This window comes from Chryseobacterium gambrini, from assembly GCF_027920505.1.
Lineage (GTDB): Bacteria > Bacteroidota > Bacteroidia > Flavobacteriales > Weeksellaceae > Chryseobacterium > Chryseobacterium gambrini.
In genome coordinates this window covers 1,476,890-1,501,334 of sequence record NZ_CP115857.1, presented here as the reverse complement: position 1 = coordinate 1,501,334, position 24,445 = coordinate 1,476,890, and the positions used below count along the sequence as shown (strand labels likewise).

20 protein-coding genes and 1 tRNA gene are annotated in these 24,445 nt (G+C 36.5%); 9 read left to right on the top strand and 12 right to left on the bottom strand.

Going from position 1 to position 24,445, the window contains the following annotated elements; all coding sequences use genetic code 11:
- Nucleotides 1-35 precede the first annotated feature (35 nt).
- Both PFY09_RS06655 and PFY09_RS06650 read right to left on the bottom strand, forming a co-directional pair.
- Nucleotides 36-2,303 (bottom strand): glycosyltransferase, encoded by a 2,268-nt coding sequence (locus tag PFY09_RS06655; protein WP_271161881.1) that lies wholly within the window; start codon nucleotides 2,301-2,303, stop codon nucleotides 36-38.
- Between the two features lie 41 nt (nucleotides 2,304-2,344).
- Nucleotides 2,345-3,373 carry a glycoside hydrolase family 130 protein gene (locus PFY09_RS06650; RefSeq protein ID WP_271161880.1) on the bottom strand — a complete coding sequence of 343 codons (1,029 nt, stop codon included), beginning with the start codon at nucleotides 3,371-3,373 and terminating at the stop codon, nucleotides 2,345-2,347.
- 289 nt (nucleotides 3,374-3,662) lie between these two features.
- Between PFY09_RS06650 and PFY09_RS06645 the strand changes: the two genes are divergently transcribed.
- The 3 genes from PFY09_RS06645 to PFY09_RS06635 all read left to right on the top strand — a co-directional run bounded on the left by PFY09_RS06645 (nucleotide 3,663) and on the right by PFY09_RS06635 (nucleotide 5,934).
- Complete coding sequence (locus PFY09_RS06645) at nucleotides 3,663-4,223, top strand: helix-turn-helix domain-containing protein (protein WP_228408194.1); 561 nt, start codon at nucleotides 3,663-3,665, stop codon at nucleotides 4,221-4,223.
- A 295-nt stretch (nucleotides 4,224-4,518) separates the two neighbouring features.
- Nucleotides 4,519-4,788, top strand: coding sequence for a heme oxygenase (locus PFY09_RS06640; protein WP_108408978.1), 270 nt, complete (start codon nucleotides 4,519-4,521; stop codon nucleotides 4,786-4,788).
- Between the two features lie 39 nt (nucleotides 4,789-4,827).
- A complete protein-coding gene (locus PFY09_RS06635; protein WP_256040336.1) occupies nucleotides 4,828-5,934 on the top strand; it encodes a calcium:proton antiporter in 1,107 nt (368 codons plus the stop codon).
- 17 nt (nucleotides 5,935-5,951) lie between these two features.
- Here the strand turns inward: PFY09_RS06635 and PFY09_RS06630 are convergent, their stop codons facing one another.
- Nucleotides 5,952-7,382: an AraC family transcriptional regulator gene (locus tag PFY09_RS06630; protein ID WP_271161879.1), complete on the bottom strand. Its 1,431-nt coding sequence runs from the start codon at nucleotides 7,380-7,382 to the stop codon at nucleotides 5,952-5,954.
- Between the two features lie 741 nt (nucleotides 7,383-8,123).
- Between PFY09_RS06630 and PFY09_RS06625 the strand changes: the two genes are divergently transcribed.
- Together PFY09_RS06625 and PFY09_RS06620 are read left to right on the top strand one after the other, a co-directional pair.
- A complete protein-coding gene (locus PFY09_RS06625; RefSeq protein ID WP_271161878.1) occupies nucleotides 8,124-11,468 on the top strand; it encodes an immunoglobulin domain-containing protein in 3,345 nt (1,114 codons plus the stop codon).
- 12 nt (nucleotides 11,469-11,480) lie between these two features.
- Entirely contained in the window at nucleotides 11,481-12,812 is a 1,332-nt protein-coding gene (locus PFY09_RS06620; protein ID WP_271161877.1) for a T9SS type A sorting domain-containing protein, read from the top strand.
- A gap of 136 nt (nucleotides 12,813-12,948) precedes the next feature.
- On the opposite strand, the gene PFY09_RS06615 is transcribed toward PFY09_RS06620, so the two are convergent.
- Nucleotides 12,949-13,028, bottom strand: a tRNA-Leu gene (locus PFY09_RS06615).
- 79 nt (nucleotides 13,029-13,107) lie between these two features.
- Nucleotides 13,108-13,875, bottom strand: coding sequence for an MBL fold metallo-hydrolase (locus PFY09_RS06610; RefSeq protein WP_271161876.1), 768 nt, complete (start codon nucleotides 13,873-13,875; stop codon nucleotides 13,108-13,110).
- Between the two features lie 54 nt (nucleotides 13,876-13,929).
- Here PFY09_RS06610 and PFY09_RS06605 point away from each other — a divergent pair, with 54 nt between their 5' ends.
- Nucleotides 13,930-15,357: a nicotinate-nucleotide adenylyltransferase gene (locus PFY09_RS06605; protein WP_076395411.1), complete on the top strand. Its 1,428-nt coding sequence runs from the start codon at nucleotides 13,930-13,932 to the stop codon at nucleotides 15,355-15,357.
- Between the two features lie 12 nt (nucleotides 15,358-15,369).
- Complete coding sequence (locus PFY09_RS06600; RefSeq protein ID WP_087711498.1) at nucleotides 15,370-15,819, top strand: GAF domain-containing protein; 450 nt, start codon at nucleotides 15,370-15,372, stop codon at nucleotides 15,817-15,819.
- A gap of 205 nt (nucleotides 15,820-16,024) precedes the next feature.
- On the opposite strand, the gene PFY09_RS06595 is transcribed toward PFY09_RS06600, so the two are convergent.
- From PFY09_RS06595 to PFY09_RS06575, 5 genes are all read right to left on the bottom strand, one after another.
- Entirely contained in the window at nucleotides 16,025-16,762 is a 738-nt protein-coding gene (locus tag PFY09_RS06595) for an ABC transporter substrate-binding protein (protein ID WP_271161875.1), read from the bottom strand.
- Nucleotides 16,763-16,788: 26 nt separating this feature from the next.
- Entirely contained in the window at nucleotides 16,789-18,111 is a 1,323-nt protein-coding gene (gene mgtE, locus PFY09_RS06590; protein WP_076395417.1) for a magnesium transporter, read from the bottom strand.
- A gap of 213 nt (nucleotides 18,112-18,324) precedes the next feature.
- The gene (locus PFY09_RS06585) at nucleotides 18,325-18,468 is read right to left on the bottom strand and encodes a bacteriocin-like protein (RefSeq protein ID WP_165796558.1); all 144 of its coding nucleotides are present in this window, start codon (nucleotides 18,466-18,468) and stop codon (nucleotides 18,325-18,327) included.
- A 15-nt stretch (nucleotides 18,469-18,483) separates the two neighbouring features.
- Entirely contained in the window at nucleotides 18,484-18,633 is a 150-nt protein-coding gene (locus tag PFY09_RS06580) for a hypothetical protein (RefSeq protein ID WP_157967233.1), read from the bottom strand.
- 290 nt (nucleotides 18,634-18,923) lie between these two features.
- On the bottom strand, nucleotides 18,924-19,475 hold the full coding sequence (locus PFY09_RS06575; protein WP_271161874.1) for a pyruvate decarboxylase: 552 nt from the start codon (nucleotides 19,473-19,475) through the stop codon (nucleotides 18,924-18,926).
- Between the two features lie 173 nt (nucleotides 19,476-19,648).
- On the opposite strand from PFY09_RS06575, the gene rpsO reads away from it, so the two are divergent.
- Both rpsO and PFY09_RS06565 read left to right on the top strand, forming a co-directional pair.
- Nucleotides 19,649-19,918 carry a 30S ribosomal protein S15 gene (rpsO, locus tag PFY09_RS06570; protein WP_076395421.1) on the top strand — a complete coding sequence of 90 codons (270 nt, stop codon included), beginning with the start codon at nucleotides 19,649-19,651 and terminating at the stop codon, nucleotides 19,916-19,918.
- Nucleotides 19,919-20,148: 230 nt separating this feature from the next.
- Entirely contained in the window at nucleotides 20,149-22,413 is a 2,265-nt protein-coding gene (locus tag PFY09_RS06565; protein ID WP_108410430.1) for a polyribonucleotide nucleotidyltransferase, read from the top strand.
- 668 nt (nucleotides 22,414-23,081) lie between these two features.
- On the opposite strand, the gene PFY09_RS06560 is transcribed toward PFY09_RS06565, so the two are convergent.
- Nucleotides 23,082-23,807, bottom strand: coding sequence for a hypothetical protein (locus tag PFY09_RS06560; RefSeq protein ID WP_271161873.1), 726 nt, complete (start codon nucleotides 23,805-23,807; stop codon nucleotides 23,082-23,084).
- A gap of 261 nt (nucleotides 23,808-24,068) precedes the next feature.
- Nucleotides 24,069-24,389, bottom strand: coding sequence for a hypothetical protein (locus PFY09_RS06555; protein WP_271161872.1), 321 nt, complete (start codon nucleotides 24,387-24,389; stop codon nucleotides 24,069-24,071).
- Between the last annotated feature and the right edge of the window lie 56 nt (nucleotides 24,390-24,445).

Here is a 24,445-nt window from a genome sequence, read left to right as displayed (position 1 = left end):
CGGATAACCACTGTTTTTTAAAGCTGAACACACTTTTAAATGTTCATATTCAGTCTCGCCATCAGATAACTTACGGTAGATTCTGCGCCTTGATTGAGGTTGACATTTTTCTCTTCAAGCCCATCGTAGCAGCCACCGGTTACCGGATTGTAGATAATTTGTTTCAGGTGATTTTTTCCCAGAAACCATTCAAAGGAATTCATCATCATTTGCAGATATTTTTCATCACCGAAAACTTTATAAAATGTAGACAATGCCAAAATGGTATAAGCAACATCAATCGGCTGTTCTCCACCAATGGTGAAGTCGTTTTCAGTGGTTTCTTTTTGAAGCCATCCCTGGTTGGAAATTACTTTGATCTCTCCGTTGATCATAATTTTAGACAGCAAAAAGTCAAAAGAGGATTTAGCTGTTTCCTTATAAATTTCCTCTTTAGCAGCGATCCACGCACACAGCAAAGCGTCCGGAAGAAGGCTGTTTCCGTAGGTAAGATAACTTTCAAACCAATGCCAGTCTTTTCCGGATTCGTGCTGATACATTTTTACAAGCCGGTCGGCAAATTCTTTCAGCAAAGGAAGATTTTTCTTTGAATTCTGATAATACAGTCCTTTAATCATAAAAGCCATCGCTCTTGTAGAATGAATTTTTTCTGCCCAGATCAGATTTTTCTCAATAATTTTCTCGGCGGTTTCAGAATATTCCAAAGGCAGAATTTCTTTTAATGAAACCAGATATCCCAAAGCCCAGATTGCCCTTCCGTTGGAATCATCCAGATTGGTCGCATAATTCTGATTGGTGAACTGTTTATGTCCGTTTACATAATTCAGGAAACTTCCATCGGTATGCTGACAAAATTTGATGAATTGTAAATAAATTGAAATCAGCTGAAGATCAGATTTGTCTCTGGTTATCTTAAAATGTCTGCACATCGCAATCATTGCCCGTGCATTATCATCCAGCGTATAACCGGAGCTGATGTCGGGTTCGTTGATTTTGGCAAACTGTATCATTCCAAAATCTGTGGTCATATTCTGGATGTGTCCGAGATTGATTTCCGGTAAGCTGTAATGGAGCGCTGTTTCGTCATTTCTGAACTTCTGAAACAGTAAAGCGTGCGAGATAGAAGCATTTTCCCAAGCGGTCGGAGCCATTTTTTCCAATGATTTCTGACGGAGTTTTTTCCGGCTTTCTTCATTTGCCAATAAAACATTTACTGCGGAAGACAATTGTTCCGGTGCTTCAAAACCGATGATAATTCCGGTTTCTTCTTTTAAAACTTCCACTGCGTGAGGAATCGGCGTAGAAACAATGGCGCATCCGCTGCTGATGGCATAGGAAAACGTTCCGCTTACCGCCTGATTTCTGTCGTTGGAGGTAAAAAGATAAACATCAGTGAGCTGAAGATATTCCAGCAGTTCCGGCAACGGAAGATACTCGTTGATGAAGCGCACATTGTTTTCCAGATGAAACTTACAGGTAAGGTCTTCCAGAAATTCACGGTATTTCTCCCCCTCATTTCTTACGATGGCAGGATGGGTTTTACCGAGGATCAGGAAAACAGCATCAGGATTTTTGGCGATAATCTTGGGTAATGCTTTTAAGGTGGTCTCGATATTTTTTCCCGGTCCCAGTAACCCGAATGTCGACAGAACTTTTTTATCTTTAAGTCCGTACTTTTCTTTCAGCGCTGTTTTGTCGGTAAAAGGCAGGAGATGCGTTCCGTGCGAAATCATCATAATTTTATCCGGAGAAATTTCATACTCGTTAATTAAAATTTCGGCAGAGATAGCCGTCATCACGATAATATGCTTAGAAAATCCGGCGATTTCCTTTACTTTCAGCTTAAGTTCTTCATCGGGATCCGGCAGAACGGTGTGAAAAGTTACCACAATATCTTTTTTTAAGTTTCTGAGGAAAAGATAAAGCCCGTTTTCGGTTTGATTAAAGAATCCAAACTCGTGCTGAATCATCACAAGATTTATTTTGTTGTTTTTATTAATCTGCGCTGCCAGTTCGAGATACGAAAAAGCATCTGAGGTATTCAGCTTATAATAGATTTTTTCTTCATAGCTGTAATTTTCCTCTTCTGTTTCCATCGGGCAAACCAGCATATCGAATGACTCCCCGAATTTCGAACGGAGCGATTTTACAAGATCCTGCGTGTACGTGGCAATTCCGCACACCTTTGGAGGAAAAGTACTTACAAAGACAATCTCTGATTTATGATAAGTTTTGTGTTTTTTGTTTTTCTCAGCCTGTCTTATTGCTTTTTCCTCCACGTCTGATTGGATATCTTTACTCATAAATTGTTTCTTTTTTTTACTGATTATTTATTAAATGATGATTATACGGCATACATCATCAGCTCTTTCAGTAATTTATCAATGCTTAATGATGCGACGGCAATTCTCTCGTCTGCAGCACCATAATAGATATACAGCCGATCTTTTTCTACTACGGCTCCGGTGGGAAAACAGACGTTGCTGACTTCGCCTTCCAGCTCCCATTCTTCTTCCGGTTTGAAAAGCGGGTAGGGAAGTCTGGAAATTTCTTTTTCAGGATTTTCAAGATCCAGAAGGGCGGCACAGGCGCTGTATACATAACCGTTAACCGTATCGTGAACACCGTGATAGATCATCAGCCAGCCGTATTCTGTTTCTATGGGAGGACAGCCTCCGCCAATGTAGCTGGACTCGTGGTCGTATTTGGCAGATAAAATTATATGATTATTAAAATGAAAAAAATAATCTTCCCAGAATTCGGTAGTAAGATCCTCAATGTTTTCTGTGCTTACAATCTGAATATCGGGTCTTATCCTGTGAATGAAATAAAATCTACCGTTTATTTTTCTTGGAAAAAAGATGAGGTTCTTGTCCCACAAAAAAATAGGATCGCTGTCGGTATGGCTGATCTGGAACTGGTTGTATCTTTTATATTTTTCAGGGATCAAGCCTTCAGCTTCGGATAACAGTTTAAATTTTTCGTAAGGGATTTTCGGAACAATGATTCCCTTATTTTCCCAGAATTTCAGGTCTTTGGAAACAGATAAGGTCCCTAAGGCGTTGATTCCGTCGTAACTGGTGTACGTAAGATAGAATACATGCTCTATTTTTACTATTCTCGGATCTTCGATGCCGTGTTTATCCTCATCCGATTCGGGAACGATGACCGGAGATTCTGATCTTTCTTCTACCGTTGTCGGATCCGAAAGTACGCAATATCCGATGCTTGAAAAATTACCTTTGGCAACGGCGCGGTAGAAGAGATGTATTTTTCCGTTTTCCTTAATAACTGCGGGATTCAGAACGCCTTCGTTTTCGAAACTCAGTTCGGTTTTTCTGAGGATAATTCCTTCTTTTTTTACTTTCAGCATTATTCTCGGCTCTCGTTTTCTTTGTCCTTCCTCTTGTTTTGTTTGTCCTGGCGTTTTTCCTTTAATGATTTTGCTTATGGTGTTTTATCGGATTTTTTCTTTGTTTCCTTTTCTTTTGACATTTTAAAAATATTTTTATCTATACGTAAAGATGGTCTATTAAAAAAGGAATTCTTTGTAATTGTCTTTCAATTTATTACATAAATCATAGATATTAAAAATTAAAGCGCTAACTTTGAGAGAGTGGCTGTTAACGTATGGATTAACGGGCTGAAAACAGGGTTGGATTATGAAGCTGTACATAAAATATATGGTAAGTCTCCGCTGCAAAATGGTTGTCCATCAGGAGCTGGAAAAACTGAACATAAAAAATGCGGTTGTAGATCTCGGTCTGGTGGAAACGCTGGATGATATTACCGCAGAACAAAGAATGCAGTTGAGAGACAATCTGCTTAAAACCGGACTGGAACTGCTGGATGATAAGAAAAGCATCCTGATCGAAAAGATCAAAAATGTTGTCACAGAAATGATCCATTTTTCCGAAGCTCTTCCGAAAGAAAATTTCTCAGATTATGTGAGTAAAAAACTGGGCTACGATTATACTTATCTTGCCAATACATTTTCTGAAGTAAAGGGAATGACACTGCAGCATTTCATCATCATTAACAAAGTGGAAAAAGTGAAAGAACTGCTTTTGTATGATGAGCTTAACCTCACCGAAATTTCCTATAAACTTAATTACAGCAGCGTTGCACATCTTTCTAACCAGTTTAAAAAAATAACGGGACTGTCGCCTTCCTTCTACAGAAATCTAAAAAAACAACGGCTTAAAAATCTTGAGGATCTTTAAAAAACCTGTGAAATATGTAAGTTTTTTCCAGAAATGTGTAGCATCCGCGCCAACTATTTCATCATCTTTGAATATCAATATATTGCAGGCGTTTACGGATAAAAATCCCAGCCCGCTGATTCTAATTTCATTAAGGTGTTATTAAATAACAGGGATGTGCAGATTGTTATTTCAATAACGCTCATTTTATACGGATTGCAATAAGGTCTATCAAATAGTAAATATGTTTTAACGGACTTTATGAAAAGGGCAGGTGCTTTGTGCCCTGTCTTTTTATTTCAACAAAAATCAACATATGAAAACAATAAAACTATACAGATTCAAAGATTCTGTTATGCGCAAAATGCCGCTTTTTAATGAAGGCAGAGTGCTTTCTTCACTCAATGAACTGATGGGGTTGGAGCTTATTAATACAGAAAAGGTAACAGAATTTACCATTGAAGTGGAAGAAGAGTTCGATATTGAGAATTGCAGCAGACAACAGTTAGTTGCTCTTTGTGATGCCTGTGAAAATTTTATAGAGCATCATTTCATAACCACTACGAATGATTATGATGTCATATAACAGTTTGGCTATGATTCGTTCATCCCATATTTTTCTTCTATGAATAATAAAATACATCTGCTCAGCTGGACAATTATTGTTCCTTTAATAGCGTGGGTTGCTTATCTCGCACATTATTATGTCGGCGGTCATTGGTATTCCCTGTTGCTTACTGTTTTTCTTGTAGGATCTGTATTGGCGGCAGTTTATCATTCCGAGATCATTGCATACAGACTGGGAGAACCTTACGGAACTTTGCTTCTTGCTTTTGCCATAACGGTGATAGAGGTCTCACTGATTATTTCAATTATGCTCAGCTCAAAAGGTCTGGAAACAATAAGTCTCGCCAGAGACACAGTTTTTGCAGCGGTGATGATTATTCTTACAGGAATTATAGGAATTTGTATTATCGTTGGATCTATTCGCTACAAACAGCAGCTTTTTACGCTTCAGGGAGTGGGAACGGCTATGATTACGCTTATCGTTGTCGTAGTGTTTCTTCTGGTTCTTCCCAATTATACCACAAGTCACGACAATGGAGAATATACCTCTCTTCAGCTTGTTTTTATATCGGTCATTTCTTTGGCGCTTTATATTGCTTTTACAATGGTTCAGACAATCAGGCACCGCGCTTTTTTTATAGCACCGATTCCCAAAACAGGCAATGATGAACTTTCTGAAGAAACGGATTTTCTCCCCGAAAAACCCAGCCGGAAAGTAATGCTTTTGAGTGTTTTGTTTCTTATTTTATGTCTTGGGATTGTAGTTTTGCTTGCAAAATACCTTTCGAAAGATGTGGATGTTCTTGTCCTGAAAGCAGGAGCGCCAAAATCAATCGTAGGAATTATTATAGCCGGAATTGTCCTGCTGCCTGAAGGAATTGCCGCCATAAGGGCAGCCTACAACAACAGGTTGCAGACAAGTCTTAATCTCGCTTTCGGATCAGCTTTGGCAAGTATAGGTCTCAGTATTCCTGCAGTTGCTTTAGTTTCGGTGTTTGCCGATTTCCGTATGACGTTGGGCATCAGTATAAAATCAACACTGCTTTTGGGATTGTCGCTGTTTATTATCACCATTTCTTTAGCCACAGGTCGCACCAATATCATGCAGGGACTGGTTCTGATCTCTATATTTTTTCTTTATTTGTTTACGACACTTGTGCCATAAATAGGCAGTTTAAATTTTTACATTTTTTCCAGATTTTTGATATATTCAGAAGGCGTCATTTGAGTTCTTTTTTTAAAGGCATTTATGAAAGTTGTACAGCTTTTATATCCTATTTCTTTAGAGATTACCTCAATATTATATTTGCGGATTAGAGGATTTTTATCCAATTCTGTTATAATATAATTTATTCGCAGAGTATTTACATATTCAGAAAAGGATACTCCTTTATACTGGTTTATTATTTGCGACAGATATGTGGTATTGGTATTCAGCTGTTTGGCAATGTTGGCGAGTTTGAAGCTGTTGGATAAAAATCTCTTTTTAAATTCTAACGAATCGAGTTTTGAAAGGATATAAGCAACGGTTTCATCTTCTATTGATGTGGAGATTGTAACTTTTTGATCTGTAATAGGCTGTATATCTGGAATATTACTTTCGATTTTCCTGATATTAATAATTTCTTCTTTATTTTTTCTTTTCTGGTAATATATTTTATAAAAAATGGTAAAAATCAGGAGTAATGATGCAAACAATAATAATAAATTCGTGTTATTCTTTTGGAGCATTTCTTCAGATCTATTTTTTATTTCTTCTTTTTCATAAACTCCCAGAAAAAAATTTCCTGCATTTTTTTGAACGTTTTCTTTTTTTATTTCTGATAAGCTCAGTTTTGAATATTTATAAGCCTTTTCAATATTCCCAGTACGTTCATAGTTGATACTTAATAAATAATAGACTTTAAGCTTATTTTCGTGCGAACATTTGGATTTCTGAATATTAGCAGTTAATTTTTCAAGGTATTTAAATGCCGAATCGCTTTTTTTAAGATGGGTATAGATTTCAGCTTTAGCGAGCCAAACCATTTCTCTTGAAAAACTTTTTTCCATTAAAACCGAATCTTTTTCACATTCATTAAAAAGAGATAACGATAGGTCATATTCTTTTCTAAGTAAAGCTATTTGAGCATTTCTGCTTCTGTGAAGGGATTGGGAATATGCTGAAAAATTCTCAGAGTTTTTCATTAGAAGATAAGCTTTCTCATAGTTTTTCTGTGCGGAATCCAGAAATTTTATTGCGCCCGTATCTTTGTACCAATTGATAAAAGCATCACTTTTTGTATTATAAGCTGCCGCAGTTTCTTTTGCCTTTGAAAACTTAGTATAAAGCACGTTATTGCTGTCATTACGGATGTTGTTTAGGTGTATGTTGAGAAGATCAATCCCTTTTTTATAATCTCTTAGCTCAATATATGCTACAGCAAAAAAAATTAATTGCTTCTTTTTATATACCGGGCTCATTCCGATGGACAAATTATTAAGAAATTTCAGTCCTTGTGCGATGTTTCCTTTTCTCTTTTCAATATAAAACAGCCGCGTAATGGCAATATGCCTTAAAGCTTCATAATAAGAAAACGCTATTTTATTCTTATTTTTTTGGAGTAAATTCAAAAAAGATATTGCCGATTTTTCAGCCTCCGAAAATTTTCCTTTTCGATATAAAGAAGAAGCTGAATCAATTTTAATCAGCAAATCATACTTTATATTATATTTTGAAATTCTTTTGAAGTTGATGTCTTCGTTACTCAGTTTGTGATGTACAAGTTCCCATTGATCTTTCTTTATTAAACTGTCGATCTTATATGATTCTTCTAGATCAGTTAGGCTTTGAGAATAAATTTTTACAGAAATAAAAAAAAATATAACGAGTATTTTTTTTAAGAGCATATGTGTTTTTTTCTATTCAAATGTACTTAAAATTTAACAATCTTCGAAAGAACATATGTTTTTTTACCCAAAAGCATCTTTGCGGTAATAATATTTTGATTTCAATTCTAAAATATTGTTTATCAGTATTTTAATTGTTGTACTATTTATGAAATTGAATTCCAAATTTATAAATATGATTAACATTTTATTTTACCAAGCCAAATGTTTAAATAAGTTTGAACATAAAATTTCACCAAAGTCAGAATTAATATTGCGTCTTGCATAAAGAATAATCTGTTATTAAAGTTTCTAAATATTAAAAATCAAAGCTCAAAATGTCTTTCGAATTTTTTTAAATCCGAATAGCAGACCAATTGATCAATCTGCCTAAAAACATCAAAAAATTTAAAAATCACATCAACCTATAAAATCAGGAGTAAACGAAAATCCTTCAAAAGAGTAGTGTAAATTAATAAACAACAAATGAAAATTAAATTATTTCTGTTATCATTATTGTTATTTCAGGGATTTTTATTGTCCCAAACCGTAACAATAGATCTGAGTACTGGTAAAAATGATGATGGTACACTGATGAATGCACCGCCGCCGGATGTCACCGACGGAGTTTCCGTAACTGATCCGGATTGGTCAGTTGTAAGACCGGGGGAAACGACTCCGGTAAATACCAAAACCAGACATACTTATCCGGGATGGTCTTCTCCAGGCTTAACGGTTACTGGCAGTGCATCACAAAGCAGATGGATTACGGATAAAGATGGTTGGGCTACTGCAGGAGATGGCTATTACTATTATTACAGCAAAAGTTTTACAATACCCAATGGTGCCGTTAATGCTACGCTTAATTTCCGGTCATTAAGCTTTGTCAGAAACTGGACTTATCTCGTTAGGACAGATGTTTCGCCTAATACAGAAGAATTAATTACACAGACCGCATGGATGAGTGATGGGGCTAAAGGCTGGCTAAATTCACGGAGTCCGGAAGTTTTGAATAAACCGCTTTCTGCCGGAACATACATTATAAAAGTAAAATTGTACACGAATAATGGAGGGGTAACCAACGCTCTGAATGTTTATGGTTTGGTAAGCTTTACTCCACAGACCTGTACAAGTCCTGTACCGGAGGTAAATTCTCCTATTACTTATTGTCAGAACGCCATTGCGTCTTCGCTTTCTGCTACAGGAACAGGATTGTTATGGTATACAACAGCTACTGGAGGAACGGGAAGTAATACAGCACCAACACCTTCTACAGCAAATTCAGGTACTACATCATATTATGTGAGCCAGACTATTGACGGCTGTGAGGGAGAAAGAGCAAAAATAGACGTTATAGTAAATGCTACTCCGGATACACCCGGAATAACGACACCTATTACTTATTGTCAGAATGATACAGCTTCTCCGCTTTCTGCTACAGGAACAGGATTATTGTGGTATACAACAGCTACAGGAGGAACGGGAAGTGCTACAGCGCCTACACTGTCAACTGCCAACTCCGGTGCAGTTTCTTACTATGTAAGCCAAACAGTAAACGGCTGCGAGAGCACAAGAGCAAAAATAGATGTGGTGGTAAATCCTCCGGCAACTTTAGCATTATCATCAGGATCCAATACACAGACGGTAGATGTAAATACACCGATTCTGCCAATTGTTTACACATTTAGTAATGCTGCAAATATAGTTGTAAACGGTCTGCCTTCAGGAGTTACAGGGGTTGTAAATAATAATACGCTTACAATTAGCGGAACACCAACGGCTGTAGGTACATTTAATTATTCAGTTGGTACAAATGGGGGATGTGGACAGATAACATTAAACGGGAAAATAGATGTTACAACAGCAAGAGATTGGAGATTGGCGCCCAACAGTTATATTTTCGATCCTAATCTGAATAATGACGGATTTTATATTCCTGTAAAAAAAGCCTATGCGATGTGGAAAGATCAGAATGGGTTGCTAAATGATGCCACAGTTATTAATGGTACGCCAATAGCAGAAGTTTACTGGGAAGATGTTGCCGGTATTATCCGTTCTACAAATTATAGTCTCCCAATGGAAGGATCCGGCGAGGATGCAAAAATTAAGGTAGAGATAAATAAAGCAAGAGGTGAGGGAAATGCTGTTGTAGCATTGAAAATTAATAATAAAATTATTTGGAGCTGGCATGTTTGGGTTACAGATAATCCATCAAATGGTGTAACCTATGGAAATGTTAGAGCGGGCGCAGAGACAGCAAGTTATTTAGAAAATGGAGTGGTAAAGAAGTTTACTCCGAAGTGGATGGACAGAAATCTTGGTGCTACAAATAAAGACTTTACCGGTTATAACTGGGATAAATCCGGTGGGTTAATGTATCAGTGGGGAAGAAAAGATCCTTTTCCTGCCTTTGAATATAAAGATAGCTCGAAATATGAGATCAGTGGAACCATAGGTACAAAAAAACATTTGTATGATTATACAGGAAACGGAACAACGAATAAGATAACCAGTATGCAAAGACCTTACAGTGATATTAATAGTAATATTAAGTATTCTGTAAATAATCCTTTGGATCTTATTTTTACAAATACAGTAGCCGGACATGCATGGTTTGTTCAAAACATAGGAACAGATAATGCGACAAGAAAAAAATCTGATCTTTGGGGAGATAATTCTCAGCTTGCTATCAATACAGCAGGAAGTACTGTCAATACATACAAACCAAAAACATCTTATGATCCTTGCCCGAATAACTGGAGAGTACCGTCTTATATCAACAATACATTTGCAACAACAGTTAGCAATACTTTTTCTCCATGGGGAAGAGATTCCGGCAGTCCAGCGAATGATCTGGCATCTTTTGTTAATACTAAGCCAACCACAATTAATCAGGCTCTGAAGGGAGTGAAAATTTATCCTAATTTAGGGATAGATTTTACAAATACCTATTCAGGAAGTTTTCCGAGAAATATGGGGGTTTATCCAGGTAATGGTAAGTATGTAGTAGGATCTACCGGTGATTTTTATCATCAGGACCCTCACGAAATTATTATTCAGTCTGCAACTGTCACTGCTTCATCTACTCCTTACTCATACTTTTTTTCTGCGTATGGAGATGCGGGACAGTTTACATCAAAACCCGATCCAGCTACACCACCATACCAAAATATGATAGGTAGATATTATACCCATGCATATGAATCTAGCGCTTTGTCAGGAGCTATGGCATGCCGTTGTGTAGAAGATAAATATGCAAAAGGATATGATTTCCCGACAAGCTTCTTTACCAATGCAGCGGATGTAAATTATACGGAAGGACTTAAAGATCCAAATAGTTATTTAGTTACAAGAGCGACTACAGAAAGGGAAATAAAAATTCCGATTAGTAAAGCATTTTCTGTTTATAATCAATATCTTTCAGATCATGGAATGCGTGATTTCAGTAATCTTAAAGTAAACGTTTATTGGTCAGACAACAGATCTTTAATCTCCAATATCAAAGTAATTAATGCTCCAGCTAATAAGGAAAATATAAAAGACGCTTACATCTCGGTAAAAGTAGCTCCCGATCAATCCGGAAATGCGGTAGTTTCATTACATAACGGAAATGTTTCTGCTCCTGCTTACTGGAGTTGGCATATTTGGGTAACCAATACCAATGTAGATGAAGTTGCATATCAGACAGAAGATGTATTATTGCCTGCTAATGCCAATTATGTTAATTTTACAAATTCCGGAGCTCAGCCAATGAAAAATATCTTTATGGATAGAAATCTTGGTGCTACAGATGCTTTTCCGAATGTTATTAATCCAGAATCTGTAACATAAGCAGAGTTAACAATGATTAATAATTCTGGCGGAATGCAGTATCAGTGGGGTAGAAAAGATCCTATACCCAGCTTTATTACTCCAGGTCTAATTGTCTCTAATGGAATGGCTGCTACAGGAAATTACAGTATTTGGATTTCATCAGGACCTGATGCCAGTGGAAATGTATATCCATCATCGTTTTCTGAACTTACAGGAAATACCTATGGAAATACCTATATCAAACGAAGAGATACAGATTATGGTAATGTTGGAATTACTAAAGCAGAAAACATCATGAATAATCTGAAATATTCTGCAGAAAATCCTTTGGCTTTTATGGTTCCGGGTACAAAATATACAAACCGGGCAAGTCTTAATGCTTTTTATGGACAAGACTGGCTGTATTCTACTCCTAACCAAATGATGGACAGATGGGGGCATGCTGCATCTAAGTCTGTATTTGATCCTTGTCCGGGAGGATGGAGAGTTCCGGATACTTCAATTGGAGTAGTGGACAATGATCCTAATGACCCGAATCATTTAGATGATAATAAAGGAAGTTCTCCATGGTATAATGGGTTTTATAAAAAGAATACATCAGTAGATCCGTTTAGAATTCACAGTATGGGGATTGTACAGGAAGTGGATTTTGAGATTAAAAATCCAACAGATATTTATAATGGTGGTGTTCCTTATTATTTAGGCAATACGGTTAAAAATACTAGCACGGTCTATGGATATCAGTTTGGTAATTCTGCTAATACAAGTAATCCGAACCTGAAATATAAAATCGGAAACTATCCTGTAACAGGATTTAGAGGCTTTAGTAATAATGATGCGATATCTGCAGCTATGAAATTAGGTATTTCAGGAGTATGGACAGCTACACTAAGATCAGCTAATTCCTATGGAACCGCCTATAATCTGGCTTTTCTTACAAACAGTCTTACCTCATCCAAACTAGTATCAATGAATGATGCATTTATTAATCATCCGATGAATGCAATGAATGTAAGATGCGTAAAAGAGGAATCCAAATTTGGACAACTTTTAGGAACTGCTTCTAATACAGGAATTATTACAGGTACAAATCGTACAGCAAAAAATACCTTGGAAAAAAATCCGGATGTAGAAATAGATAACATTATAGATGTTTATCCAAATCCTTTTAACAGTTTCATTACGGTTAAGGGAGAAGGTCTGAAATCTTATGAATTGTATGATATATCTGGCAAACTCCTCAAACAAGGAAGTTTATTGCAGAAAACGATTAATACTAATGACTTAATTAAAGGTGAGTATCTGCTAAAAATAATAACGGATAAGAACATAATAAAGGTTAAGAAAATCATTAAAAATTAAATAAATAAACCGTCTCGTTTTTAAATGGGGCGGTTTTTATTTTGAATAATGACTTTACGTATTAAAAACTTTAGGCTAGTAACCACCCAAAAAAGCAAAAACCTCTGAAAATCAAATGATTTCAGAGGTTTTTTTGTACCCAGGACCGGGATCGAACCGGTACTCCTAAGAACTGGTGTTTGAGACCAGCGCGTCTACCAATTCCGCCACCTGGGCAAGTGTGTTACCTTGTTTTGAATCGGTGTGCAAATATAGAAACTTTTCTTTATTTTCCAAAGTTTTTTAAAGAAAAATTTTAAAAAATAATCTCCAAACCATCGTAGGCAAGGTGCATTCCGGAGGGAAGTAGTTTATCTTCAACGTTATGCAATCCTAAATGATGACTGATGTGGGTTAAAAATAATTTTTCAGGTTTCAGTTCTTCAAATAATTTAATAACATCCGGCAAAATGAAATGGGCTGGATGAGGATCAGACTTCCGGATACAGTTTAAAATCAATACATCCAGACCTTTCAGCTTATCTTTTTCCGCTTCAGAAATAAATCCTGCATCTGTAATATAAGCAAGCTTTTTAAATTTATAACCGAAAACGGGAATTTTAAAATGAATGACTTCAATCGGGGTAATTTCTGTATCTACAACTGTGAATGGTTTATTTTCAATTTCATGAAGTTCAAAAGCCGGAGCTCCGGGATATTTTTCGTCCGCAAACGCATAAGGAAAACGGTTTTTAACTTCGTCGGCAACTCTTGAAGAACAATATAAAGGGATATCTTTTCCGGTTTTAAAAATAAGGGGACGCATATCATCAAGACCGATAACATGGTCATTATGTTCATGAGTAAGCAGAGCAATATCTACACGATCTTCCTTGTGGGTAAGCATTTGCTGTCTGAAATCGGGTCCGCAGTCGATAAGGATTTTTTTGTCTTCATCGGTGGTTACCATCACAGAAGACCGAAGACGACTGTCTTTGGGATTACTTGAAGTACACACTTCACAACTGCAGCCAATCACAGGAACACCCTGCGAAGTTCCCGTTCCTAAAAATTTCAACTTCATTTTCTTTTGAGGTTGGTTTAATTTTGGTAAATTTACGAAAAATTTAATGTCCTAATGTATCAGAAACTAACTCCTAAACAAAAAGCATTAACAATTAATCTAGATCCTACTATTTATGGTACTTTCGCAGAAATTGGAGCAGGGCAGGAGACAGTCCGACACTTTTTTAGAGCAGGGGGAGCTTCCGGTACAATTGCTAAGGCGATGTCGGCTTACGACAAAGATTTTAGTGATGCCATCTACGGAAAAGAGGTAAAAAACAGATACGTTACCCAAAACAGACTTCGAAAAATGCTTCGCTATGAAGTAGCCCTTATCGAAGAAAGAATTTCCAGAGAGAGCAACCCCAACAGAAAATATTTTTCTTACGCCAATACCGTTACCACCATTAATTTTGATAAAACAGTGAAAGGTCACGGTTGGGTAGGAATCCGTTTTCAGGTAAAGGAGAACGAAGATTATAATGAAATCGTTATTCACGTAAAATTCAAGGAAAATGATGCTACATTGCAGCAGGAAACCCTTGGAAATCTTGGGGTAAATCTTATTTTCGGAGCCTTTCATTACTACGACAATCCACGAAATTTAATAGAATCTTTATACGACGACGTTGCAAAAGACAATCTTGAAATTGATATGATCGATTTCAGCGGACCGGCTTTTGCGTATGTGGATAACAGACTGATGTCTTTACAGTTGGTTAAAAACGGAATGACGGATGCCGTGATTTTCAATTCGGAGGGGAATAATATGCTTCCTGCAGATATTTTGTACAAGAAAAATATTTTTGCGGTAAGAGGAAGCTTCAGACCTGTAACGAAGGTGAACATCGATATGCTTCAGAACGGACTCGATATGTTCATGAAAGAAGTAACCTGTACTCAGGATGAAACCGAAGTTTTAATAGAAATTACTATTTCAAACCTTAGAGCCGACGGAGATATCAATGAAAGAGATTTTCTCGACAGAGTGGATGTTCTCGGCAAATTGGGATATACCGTAATCGTATCCAATTATTCTGAATATTACCGACTGATTGATTATTTTGCTTCCTACACAAGCGGAGAAATCGGCGTTGCAATGGGGGTGAATAACCTTTTGATGGTATTCGACGAAAAATATTATAAAAATTTATCGGGAGGAATTCTGGAAGCTTTCGGGAAATTTTTCCGAAACGGCATGAGAGTATACCTGTATCCTTATAAAGATCCGGAAACTCATGAATTACTGGATTCCGATAACCTTAAAGTGGAAGAAAACCTTAAGGAACTTTACAAATATTTCAAGCATAACAACCGTATTGTAGATATTACCAATTATAATCCGGAATTTTTGGAAATTTATTCCAGAGATATCCTGAAGAAAATCGGATGCAATATGAAAGGATGGGAAAATCAGCTTCCGGAAGGAGTGGCAGAGATGATAAAAGAGCGTGGAATGTTCGGCTACAAAGAAGAACTTTCCTTAAAACAATTTTCTTAAAACAGTAAAAAAATGTCAGAATTAAAAAAACGACTTTCGTCTATTCTTGAAAGTCCGAAACATAATACAGAAGAGAAACTTCAGAAAGTTTGTCACCTTTTGGATCAGGAAATATCTTATTTCAACTGGACGGGTTTTTATTTCAAAAACGGAGATAAAGATGAGTTGAAACTGGGACCTTACGTTGGAGCTCCGACGGATCACACCATCATTCCTTACGGTAAAGGAATCTGCGGTCAGGTTGCCGTTTCCAATGAAACGTTTGTTGTTCCCGATGTACACGAAGAAAGTAATTATTTAAGCTGTTCTATCGATACCAAAGCAGAAATCGTGGTTCCGATTTTCAAAGACGGACAGAATATTGGTCAGATCGATATTGATTCCCATACGATTGATCCTTTTACAGAAGAAGACAGAGAATTATTGGAATGGCTGTGTAACGAAGTTTCTAAAATTTTGTAAAAATATCGCTTTTAAAGTGTTAAAATATAAGACTCCGGCTCGAAGAGCCGGAGTCTTTTGTATGATAGGATAGATCAAAATTTCCTTTTGAAATGGGATCAATAGAAACAGACTTTAGTCCGTTTTCATAAACAAATGAATAAATTGGCTTTAGCCAAAACTTAGAAAATCTATAAAAAAAGAGTGAGTGCCATTCGTGAAAAAATTAGTGAAATTCGTGTTTAAGATCAGAAATAAGTTCCTTAAAATAATTTTCACACTTCGCAATGTGCGTTCCGTACCAGGAAAACGCCTCTCCGTCTACAATCATTATTTTTTTATCAGGATAAAACTTCTTTAGTTCCTTAATATGTTTCTCTTTAAAAGGAAAAGGTTCGGAAGAAAGCATTATGAGTTCTGCTTCCGCAAGATCTTCCGTCTGAATCACAGGATAACGTTTCCGATCTTTAAAAATATTTTCAAAACCGATCTCACCCAGAATTTTATGAATAAAAGTATCGGAACCTATCGTCATATAAGGATTATTCCAAATTAAGTAGGCAACTTTTATGGGGAATTCAATTTTTGAATGGTTGAGAACATCATAGATTTTAAGATTAAAAAGCTGTGCTTTTTCTTCCCGATGAAAGATTTTGCCTAAATTTTTAAGCATATAATAATTGTCCTCAATATTTTCAACATTGGTGACGATTACCTTGAAGTCCTGCATTAAAGCTTCCACCTGTTCTTTTACGTTTTCTTCCTTATTGGCTAAAATAAGATCAGGCTGTAAAGCCTTTATTTTTTCAATATTGATGTTTTTCGTACCGCCGATAACCAGTACATCTTTTACCTTTTCAGCGGGATGAATACAGAATTTCGTTCTTCCGACCACTTCTTTTTCCGTTAAACCCAAATCAAATAAAGCCTCCGTAATCGAGGGAACCAAAGAAACTACCTTCATTGTACTATTTTAGATGTCGCCTAAAATTACAAAAGTTTGCCCGTTAAGAAAAGTCCTGCAACAGAAAAATAAATGATTAATCCCGTTACATCCACCAACGTTGCTACAAAAGGAGCAGAAGAAGTTGCCGGATCGAGTTTTAATTTTTTAAGAATGAAAGGAACCATAGAACCCGAAAGTGTTCCCCAAAGAACGATCATCACCAGAGAAACCCCTACACTTAATCCAACAAAAGCCCAGTGAATTCCATAGTCGAAAAAACCTGCTTTATGCCAGATCATAATTCTCAGGAAACCGATGATCCCTAAAATACCGCCCAATGATAAACCTGTGAAAATTTCTTTTCTCATCACGTACCACCAGTCTTTTAAAGTAATTTCCTGAAGTGCCATTGCTCTGATAATCAGAGTTGCAGCCTGTGAACCGGAATTTCCTCCGCTGGAAATAATCAAAGGAACAAAAAGTGCGAGAACAACCGCTTTCTGAATTTCATCTTCAAAATAACCCATCGCCGAAGCCGTAAGCATTTCAGAGAAAAATAAAATAATCAGCCACATTCCCCTCTTTTTTACCATTTCGATAAGAGAAGTCTGCGTATAAGGAACGTCCAAAGCTTCCAATCCCCCGAATTTCTGAATATCTTCCGTATTCTGTTGCTCAATCTGGTCGAGAATGTCATCAATCGTTACAATTCCTACCAAAACTCCCGCTTCTGTAATAATAGGAAGCGCAGCACGGTCATACTTTTCGAAATACTGTACCGCATCCTCTTTAGTCGTCGTTGTGGTAATCGCAACAAAATGATTATCCGTAATTTCTGAAACCAAAGTTTCTTCTTCTGCCAACAAAAGACTTCCCAGAGCAATATCATCGATCAGCCGGTTTCTTTCGTCCACAACGTAGAGATAATTCATCGTCTCTACTTTACTTCCCACTTTTTTAATCTGCTGAAGACATCTTTTAATCGTCCATTCTTTACGGATCTGGATGTAATAAGGCGTCATAAGACGGGCAATAGAATCAGAATCGTAGCCTAATAATTTAAGCGCAATTCTGCGTTCCTGCGGATTAAGATGATTGATGGAATACTTAATAAGCTCATCCGGAAAATCCTCAAAAAGAGCCGTTCTGTCATCCGGCGTCATCGCATTCAGGATTTCTGAAACCTCATCGCTTCCGATACTTCTGATGGTTTCTTCCTGAAAATCGGGATCAAGATGCGAAAAAACATCTGCTTTGTATTCTTTCGGAACTTTCAGAAATGCCAAAAGCCTCTCGTCCGCGTGAAGTTCGCTAAGAGTTTCGGCAATATCGGCAGGGTTGAAGATAAGTTCGTCTTTAGAATTCAAAACGTCAAATTTTTAAGAGTAGTGCAAAAATAGCCCAAATTTTTAAAATTGCCCAAAGAACTGCAAAATTTAAGGATTATTTAAATTTCTGAGAATAAAAAAAGCATCTGCAAAAAAGCGGATGCTTTGAAAAAATTAAATTTCAAAAGTAATAGATTATTGTTTTTTTTACGGCATTGCTGAACTTTACCATTCAGCATACATTCTCAAACACTAAGGTTCAATACAGGCATACATATAACATGCATAATTGCAGCAATATCCGCCGAAGCAATGCGAATTTTTCGTGCACTGTACCAAAGCGGCTCCATTGATTTTCTCCTGCTCCTTTCTTGTTAGTTTCTTTAGATTTTTCATAACAATCTTTTTGGGTTAAACTTCAGGACAGTTGTAATAGACACAAACATTTTGACAGCAGGATCCTCCCGGACATTCAAAATGGTAATGACATTTCTGAAGACCTCCGCCGTTGATCTTTTCCTGCTCTTTTCTGGTGAGCTTTTTCAGGTTTGAATTTTTCATATTATTTAGATTTAATGTAAGCTAAAAATACAAAAAAGGTTTTAATTATTCACCTATAAATGAAAATTAAGTGATTTTAATTCGTTGGATTACTGATGAATATATTTAAATAAAAACAATTCAATAAAAAAAGCACCTGCAAAAACTGCAAATGCTAAGAAATTTCAATTGAGATAGTTTGAATGAATTGTTTCAGACTAAATTAATAAAATATTTTTAATTATTCACACAGGGATGAATTTAATTTTATAAGATTCAATGATTTGCATAATAGTTTTAACTGCCGGAAATTAAAATCCGGATTCTGCAGAAGGTTTAATTTTTTTTAGCTGTTTTAAAATTCCTTTGATGGCTCCGTTGGTTCCTATTTTTACAGAATTTACAGTGGAACCAAGCAATCTCATGTTCTTTTTATACGTGTCATAATCCGTTTCGGTAACCAGATTGCCTTCTGCATCAAATAGTTTCATGCTTACCACGACCTGATTGGAAAAAACATATTTTCCGATTCCCACTTTGAAATATTTTACTTTCGGAACAATGGCAAAATCGGCATCGTTGTTTTTACAGTAATCCCAAACGGTCTGCTTGTCTATGCTGTCAAAAGAAATCTGGGTTTCCGTTCTCAGCATTTTGTTTTTTCTTTCGCTTAAATTATCAGAAACTGCGCTGAAGAAAGCCGTATTGGTAGGTTCTTTAATTTCCTGAAGGTCGGGTTCTACCTCAGGATTGAAATATAAAACTTTTTTGATCTTGTTTTCATGGCTTTTCTGAGCTTTTGATAAAGAAAAACCTGCAAAAAGAGCTAAAGTAAAGGTGGTAAATGTTATTAATTTTCTCATCACTAAATTCGTATGCAAAATTACTGCCTTTTAGTGGGGTAGCATAATTTTTTTAAGAAATTTTTAACATTTTTTTCTATCAAAATCAATAAATGAAATCAATAATGTTGGCAGAATAAAAAAATAGTCGTACTTTTGCACCCGTTACATAATAATCATTAAACAATATTGGAATGTACTTAACAACAGAAAAAAAGCAGGAAATTTTCGCAAAACACGGAAAATCTGCACAGGACACAGGAACTGCTGAAGGGCAAATTGCACTTTTCACTTTCAGAATCAACCACCTTTCTGCTCATTTAAAGAGCAATCACAAAGATTACAACACAGAAAGATCTTTGGTGAAACTGGTAGGTAAAAGAAAAAGTTTATTAGATTACCTTAAAAATAAGGATATCGCAAGATACAGAGCAATTATTGCTGAATTAGGTTTAAGAAAATAATCTACAAAGATTTTCACATAAAAAGCAATCTCGGAAGAGGTTGCTTTTTTGTTTTCGTAATCAGAAGTGATTTTCGGTGCAGAATATATGGAAATTATGGGATAGACAGGTAAGATTTTACAGACAAAAATTTAAAAAAATCATTATAATACATTATCTTTGCAAACGAAAATTTAGACGAAATATAATTAATTAAAGTACTCAATACGGAGTACAACACAAAACAATTTATGAGTGTACCTCAAGCAATTACAGAGCTGATTACTCTTGCAGACGGCAGAGAAATCACAATTGAAACAGGGAAATTAGCTAAGCAAGCTGATGGATCTGTAGTCGTAAAAATGGGCGGAACAATGCTTTTAGCAACTGTTGTAGCCAACAAAGAAGCCAATCCTGGTGTAGATTTTTTACCTTTAACAGTAGATTACAGAGAAAAATTCTATGCAGGGGGTAAAATCCCCGGAAACTTTTTCAGAAGAGAAGCAAGACCATCTGATCAGGAAATCCTTACGATGCGTTTGGTAGACAGAGTTTTGAGACCTTTGTTCCCTGAAGATTTCCATGCGGAAGTTCAGGTAATGATTTCATTAATTTCTTATGACGGACAGTCGATTCCTGATGATTTAGCAGGTTTGGCGGCGTCTGCAGCGATTGCCATTACAGATATTCCTTTCAACGGACCGATGTCTGAAGTACGAGTGGTAAGAATTGACGGTGAGCTTTCTATTAATCCTAAATTCGAAGATCTTAAGAATTCTGATCTTGATATTATGGTGGGAGCTACCAAAGATTCTATCGTAATGGTGGAAGGTGAAATGAAAGAAATCTCTGAGCAGGAAATGCTGGAAGCAATCACTTTCGCTCACGCTGAAATTAAAAAACAAGTTGAAGCTCAGGAAAGATTAGCTGAAAAAGTAGGAAAATCATTCCCGAAAAGAGAATATTCTCACGAAACTCATGACGAGGAAATCCGTGAAAAAGTTTGGAAAGAAACTTACGATAAAGTATATGAAGTAGCGAAAACACCTTCAGGCAAAGAAGAAAGAGGAGAAAAATTCAAGGCGATCCGTGAAGAATTCCTTGCTCAGTATGCAGAAGATGCAGAAGAGCTTGAAAGAGTAACTCCTTTCGTAAAAGTATATTACCACGATGTGGAAAAAGAAGCGATGCGTCAGATGATTTTGAATGATAAAATCCGTCTTGATGGTCGTGATCCTGAAACGATTCGTCCGATCTGGAGCGAAATCGATTATTTACCGGGAGCGCACGGTTCTGCAATTTTCACAAGAGGTGAAACGCAATCTTTAACGGCTGTAACTTTAGGTTCGGTAAAAGATGCGAACATGGTAGACAGCGTAATGGCAAACTATGACGAAAGATTCTTCTTACATTATAACTTCCCGCCGTTCTCAACGGGTGAAGCTAGACCTCTGAGAGGAACTTCAAGAAGAGAGGTTGGTCACGGAAACCTTGCTCAGAGAGCTTTGGCAAATATGATCCCTGAAGAAAATCCTTATACGATCCGTATCGTTTCTGATATTTTAGAATCAAACGGTTCTTCTTCAATGGCGACAGTTTGTGCGGGAACATTGGCATTGATGGATGCGGGTATTCAGATTACAAAACCAGTTTCAGGTATTGCAATGGGGTTGGTAACTGATGTAAAATCAGGAAAATTCACGGTACTTTCTGATATCTTAGGAGACGAAGATCATTTAGGTGATATGGACTTTAAGGTAACAGGAACTGCAGACGGAATCACAGCTTGTCAGATGGATATCAAAATCCAGGGATTATCAATGGATATTATGGAGAAAGCGCTTTTACAGGCTAAAGACGGAAGAATCCATATCTTAAATAAAATTACTGAAACAATTGCTGCTCCAAGAGAAGATGTGAAACCTCACGCTCCGAAAATGGTAATGATGGAAATTCCTAAAGATTTCATCGGTGCTGTAATCGGACCTGGTGGAAAAATCATTCAGCAAATGCAGAAGGATACAGATACTGTTATTGCAATTGAAGAAATTGGAGAAATCGGAAGAATCGAAATTTCCGGTGTCAGCAGAGAAAAAATCAACGAAGCGATTGCAAAAATCAATGAGATTACTTTTGTTCCTGTAGTAGGGGAAGTTTACAAAGGTAAGGTTGTGAAGGTAATGGATTTCGGTGCTTTCGTAGCGATTGCTAAAGGTACTGAAGGTCTTCTTCATATTTCTGAGATCGAATGGGCTCGTTTAGACAAAGTTCCTTATAACGAAGGGGATGAAGTGGAAGTGAAATTTATGGGCTATGATGACCGTAAGAAAATGAAGCTTTCCAGAAAAGTTTTGTTGCCAAGACCTCCAAGACCTGAGAAGAAAGAAGGTGAACAAAGGGGACCAAGACCGGAAGGACAGAACAACAGATCTGAAAGACCAAACAGACCGGAAGGACAGAGAAGACCGGAAGGTGAAAAACCTACGGGAGATAATAATCCTTCATCTGAAGCTTAAGATTATTCTGATATTAACAGATATGAAAACCACCGGATTTCCGGTGGTTTTTTTATGGAGTTTGTCGGTGGAGATAGGGAAAATGAGGTTTCAGATTGTGTTGTGATGATATCGGAGGGGCGAAATTGAATTCCTCCGGAGTTCTGTTGTTGTATGGATGGGTTTTTCTACACAGATATTGCTCCTACGGAGCAGTTTAAGGAGGAGTTATATATTTGACTTTAAAATTTAAATTGAAGGAATAAAGAATATTGTTTAGAGTTGAAAAAATATAAGTTTCAGGTGATCGAACATAACTTTCAGGAGTAAGAATATTGTTTACAGTTGGAAGAATATAAGTTTCAGGTGATCGAACATAACTTTCAGGAGTAAGAATATTGTTTACAGTTGGAAGAATATAAGTTTCAGGTGATCGAACATAACTTTCAGGAGTAAGAATATTGTTTACAGTTGGAAGAATATAACTTTCAGTTGCTCTAATATAACTTTCAAGAGTAAGAATATTGTTTACAGTTGGAAGAATATAAGTTTCAGTTGCTTTAATATAACTTTCAGCGATCAAAATATAAAAAATATCCTGACTGAATATTCGTCAGGATGTTTTTATTTTAGTTGTTAACTTTTACAAAAAGATTTCTGGTTTTAATCCTCTGTTCTTTAGAAGGATGTTATTCTGTTATCATCGAAAATTTAATTGCCGCTACATTGCTGTATTCGGGAGAGGTGGCTCTGTAAAGGCTTTTTACATATTTTTTTACGTTCTGGACGATGGGATAGAGTCCGGTTCCTTCTGCATACAGTATTCTGTTTCTTTCGATGAACTTGAGGTTAAGTTCTGCTTCGGTCTGGTCTACTGCCTGAGTGGTGTTTACCAATGATTGCTTGTAGGTATTAAGGGTTGATAGTTTCAGTTCTTCTTCATCCGGTGTATAGGAGGGTATGGTTTCGAGCAATTGTACAAGAATGCCGAAATTTTCAGCTTGCTGGGTGTAAGACTGTCGGGAAGAGGAAATGATTTTGGGTGCTTCTTTGCCTTCCTCGGGTGTTGTGGCTGGTTTCTTTTTTGCCCCCTGTATGGTGCGGTTCAATGATTTTGCCTGATTTAAGGTTCCCTGTGATAACCCGAGAATTTCTAAACGGTTGGTAATTCGGGTACAGTTTGTTTTCAGGTTTTTGAATGCATCCTGACGCAAAGCGATGGCATTTTTGTTGGCATTGCGTTTTTCCTCGACTTCCGTAAGTTTCGCATTGGCAGTGGTGTACAGGTTCTGGAGACTATCGATGGTAAGCTCGGGAACCGGCGGATTGTAAAGGGGATAAACGGAAATCTGCTGAATTAATTTTTGCAGGTTCGCCACATTTTTGGCGTGCCCTATTTCTGATCTTGAAGACATAAATGTTTGTGTTTTTTTAAATTCTTTCAAATTTAAAATTTATTTTGAAATGCTTATTATTTTTGGGTAAATATTTTGTAGTCAGGATATTATGTTAAATTTTAAAATAGGAAACCCTCGCGGTGAGGCGAGGGGGATGGTTTAAAAGTAGGGCTTGTAAAATCTGTTTTTGAGTTTTAAATTATTATTGCACAAAGTCGGGAGACTTTGCAAAGCAGGGTATTGTTTTCGCTTGTTCATTGACATCTTTCAGCCTGTTTTTTAGCTGTTTTCCAAGTTAAAACTTATTGCTTCTTTTACTAATTCATTTAAGTCATTCCATTGATTACATTTTTTTAGATAGAATGGTTCCATCCAGTCATAATTTTTTATTATACAAACGCTAAAATATCCTTCAATATCAGATGAAGGATACCATCCAACATCTAATACATTGCCATTTGCCAATTCAACTTGCAGCAAATCTTCTTTTAAATCGTTAATATTATTTTCAATGCCCAGCGATATATCTATTGTACTTAGATCATCAAATACTATTTTACCTTTATTTCCAATTATTTCTTGTATGTTGAATGATTTCATTATAATTGTTTAGTTAATTTAAATAATTCCGCTTATAAAGCCTGTATACTTTGCGA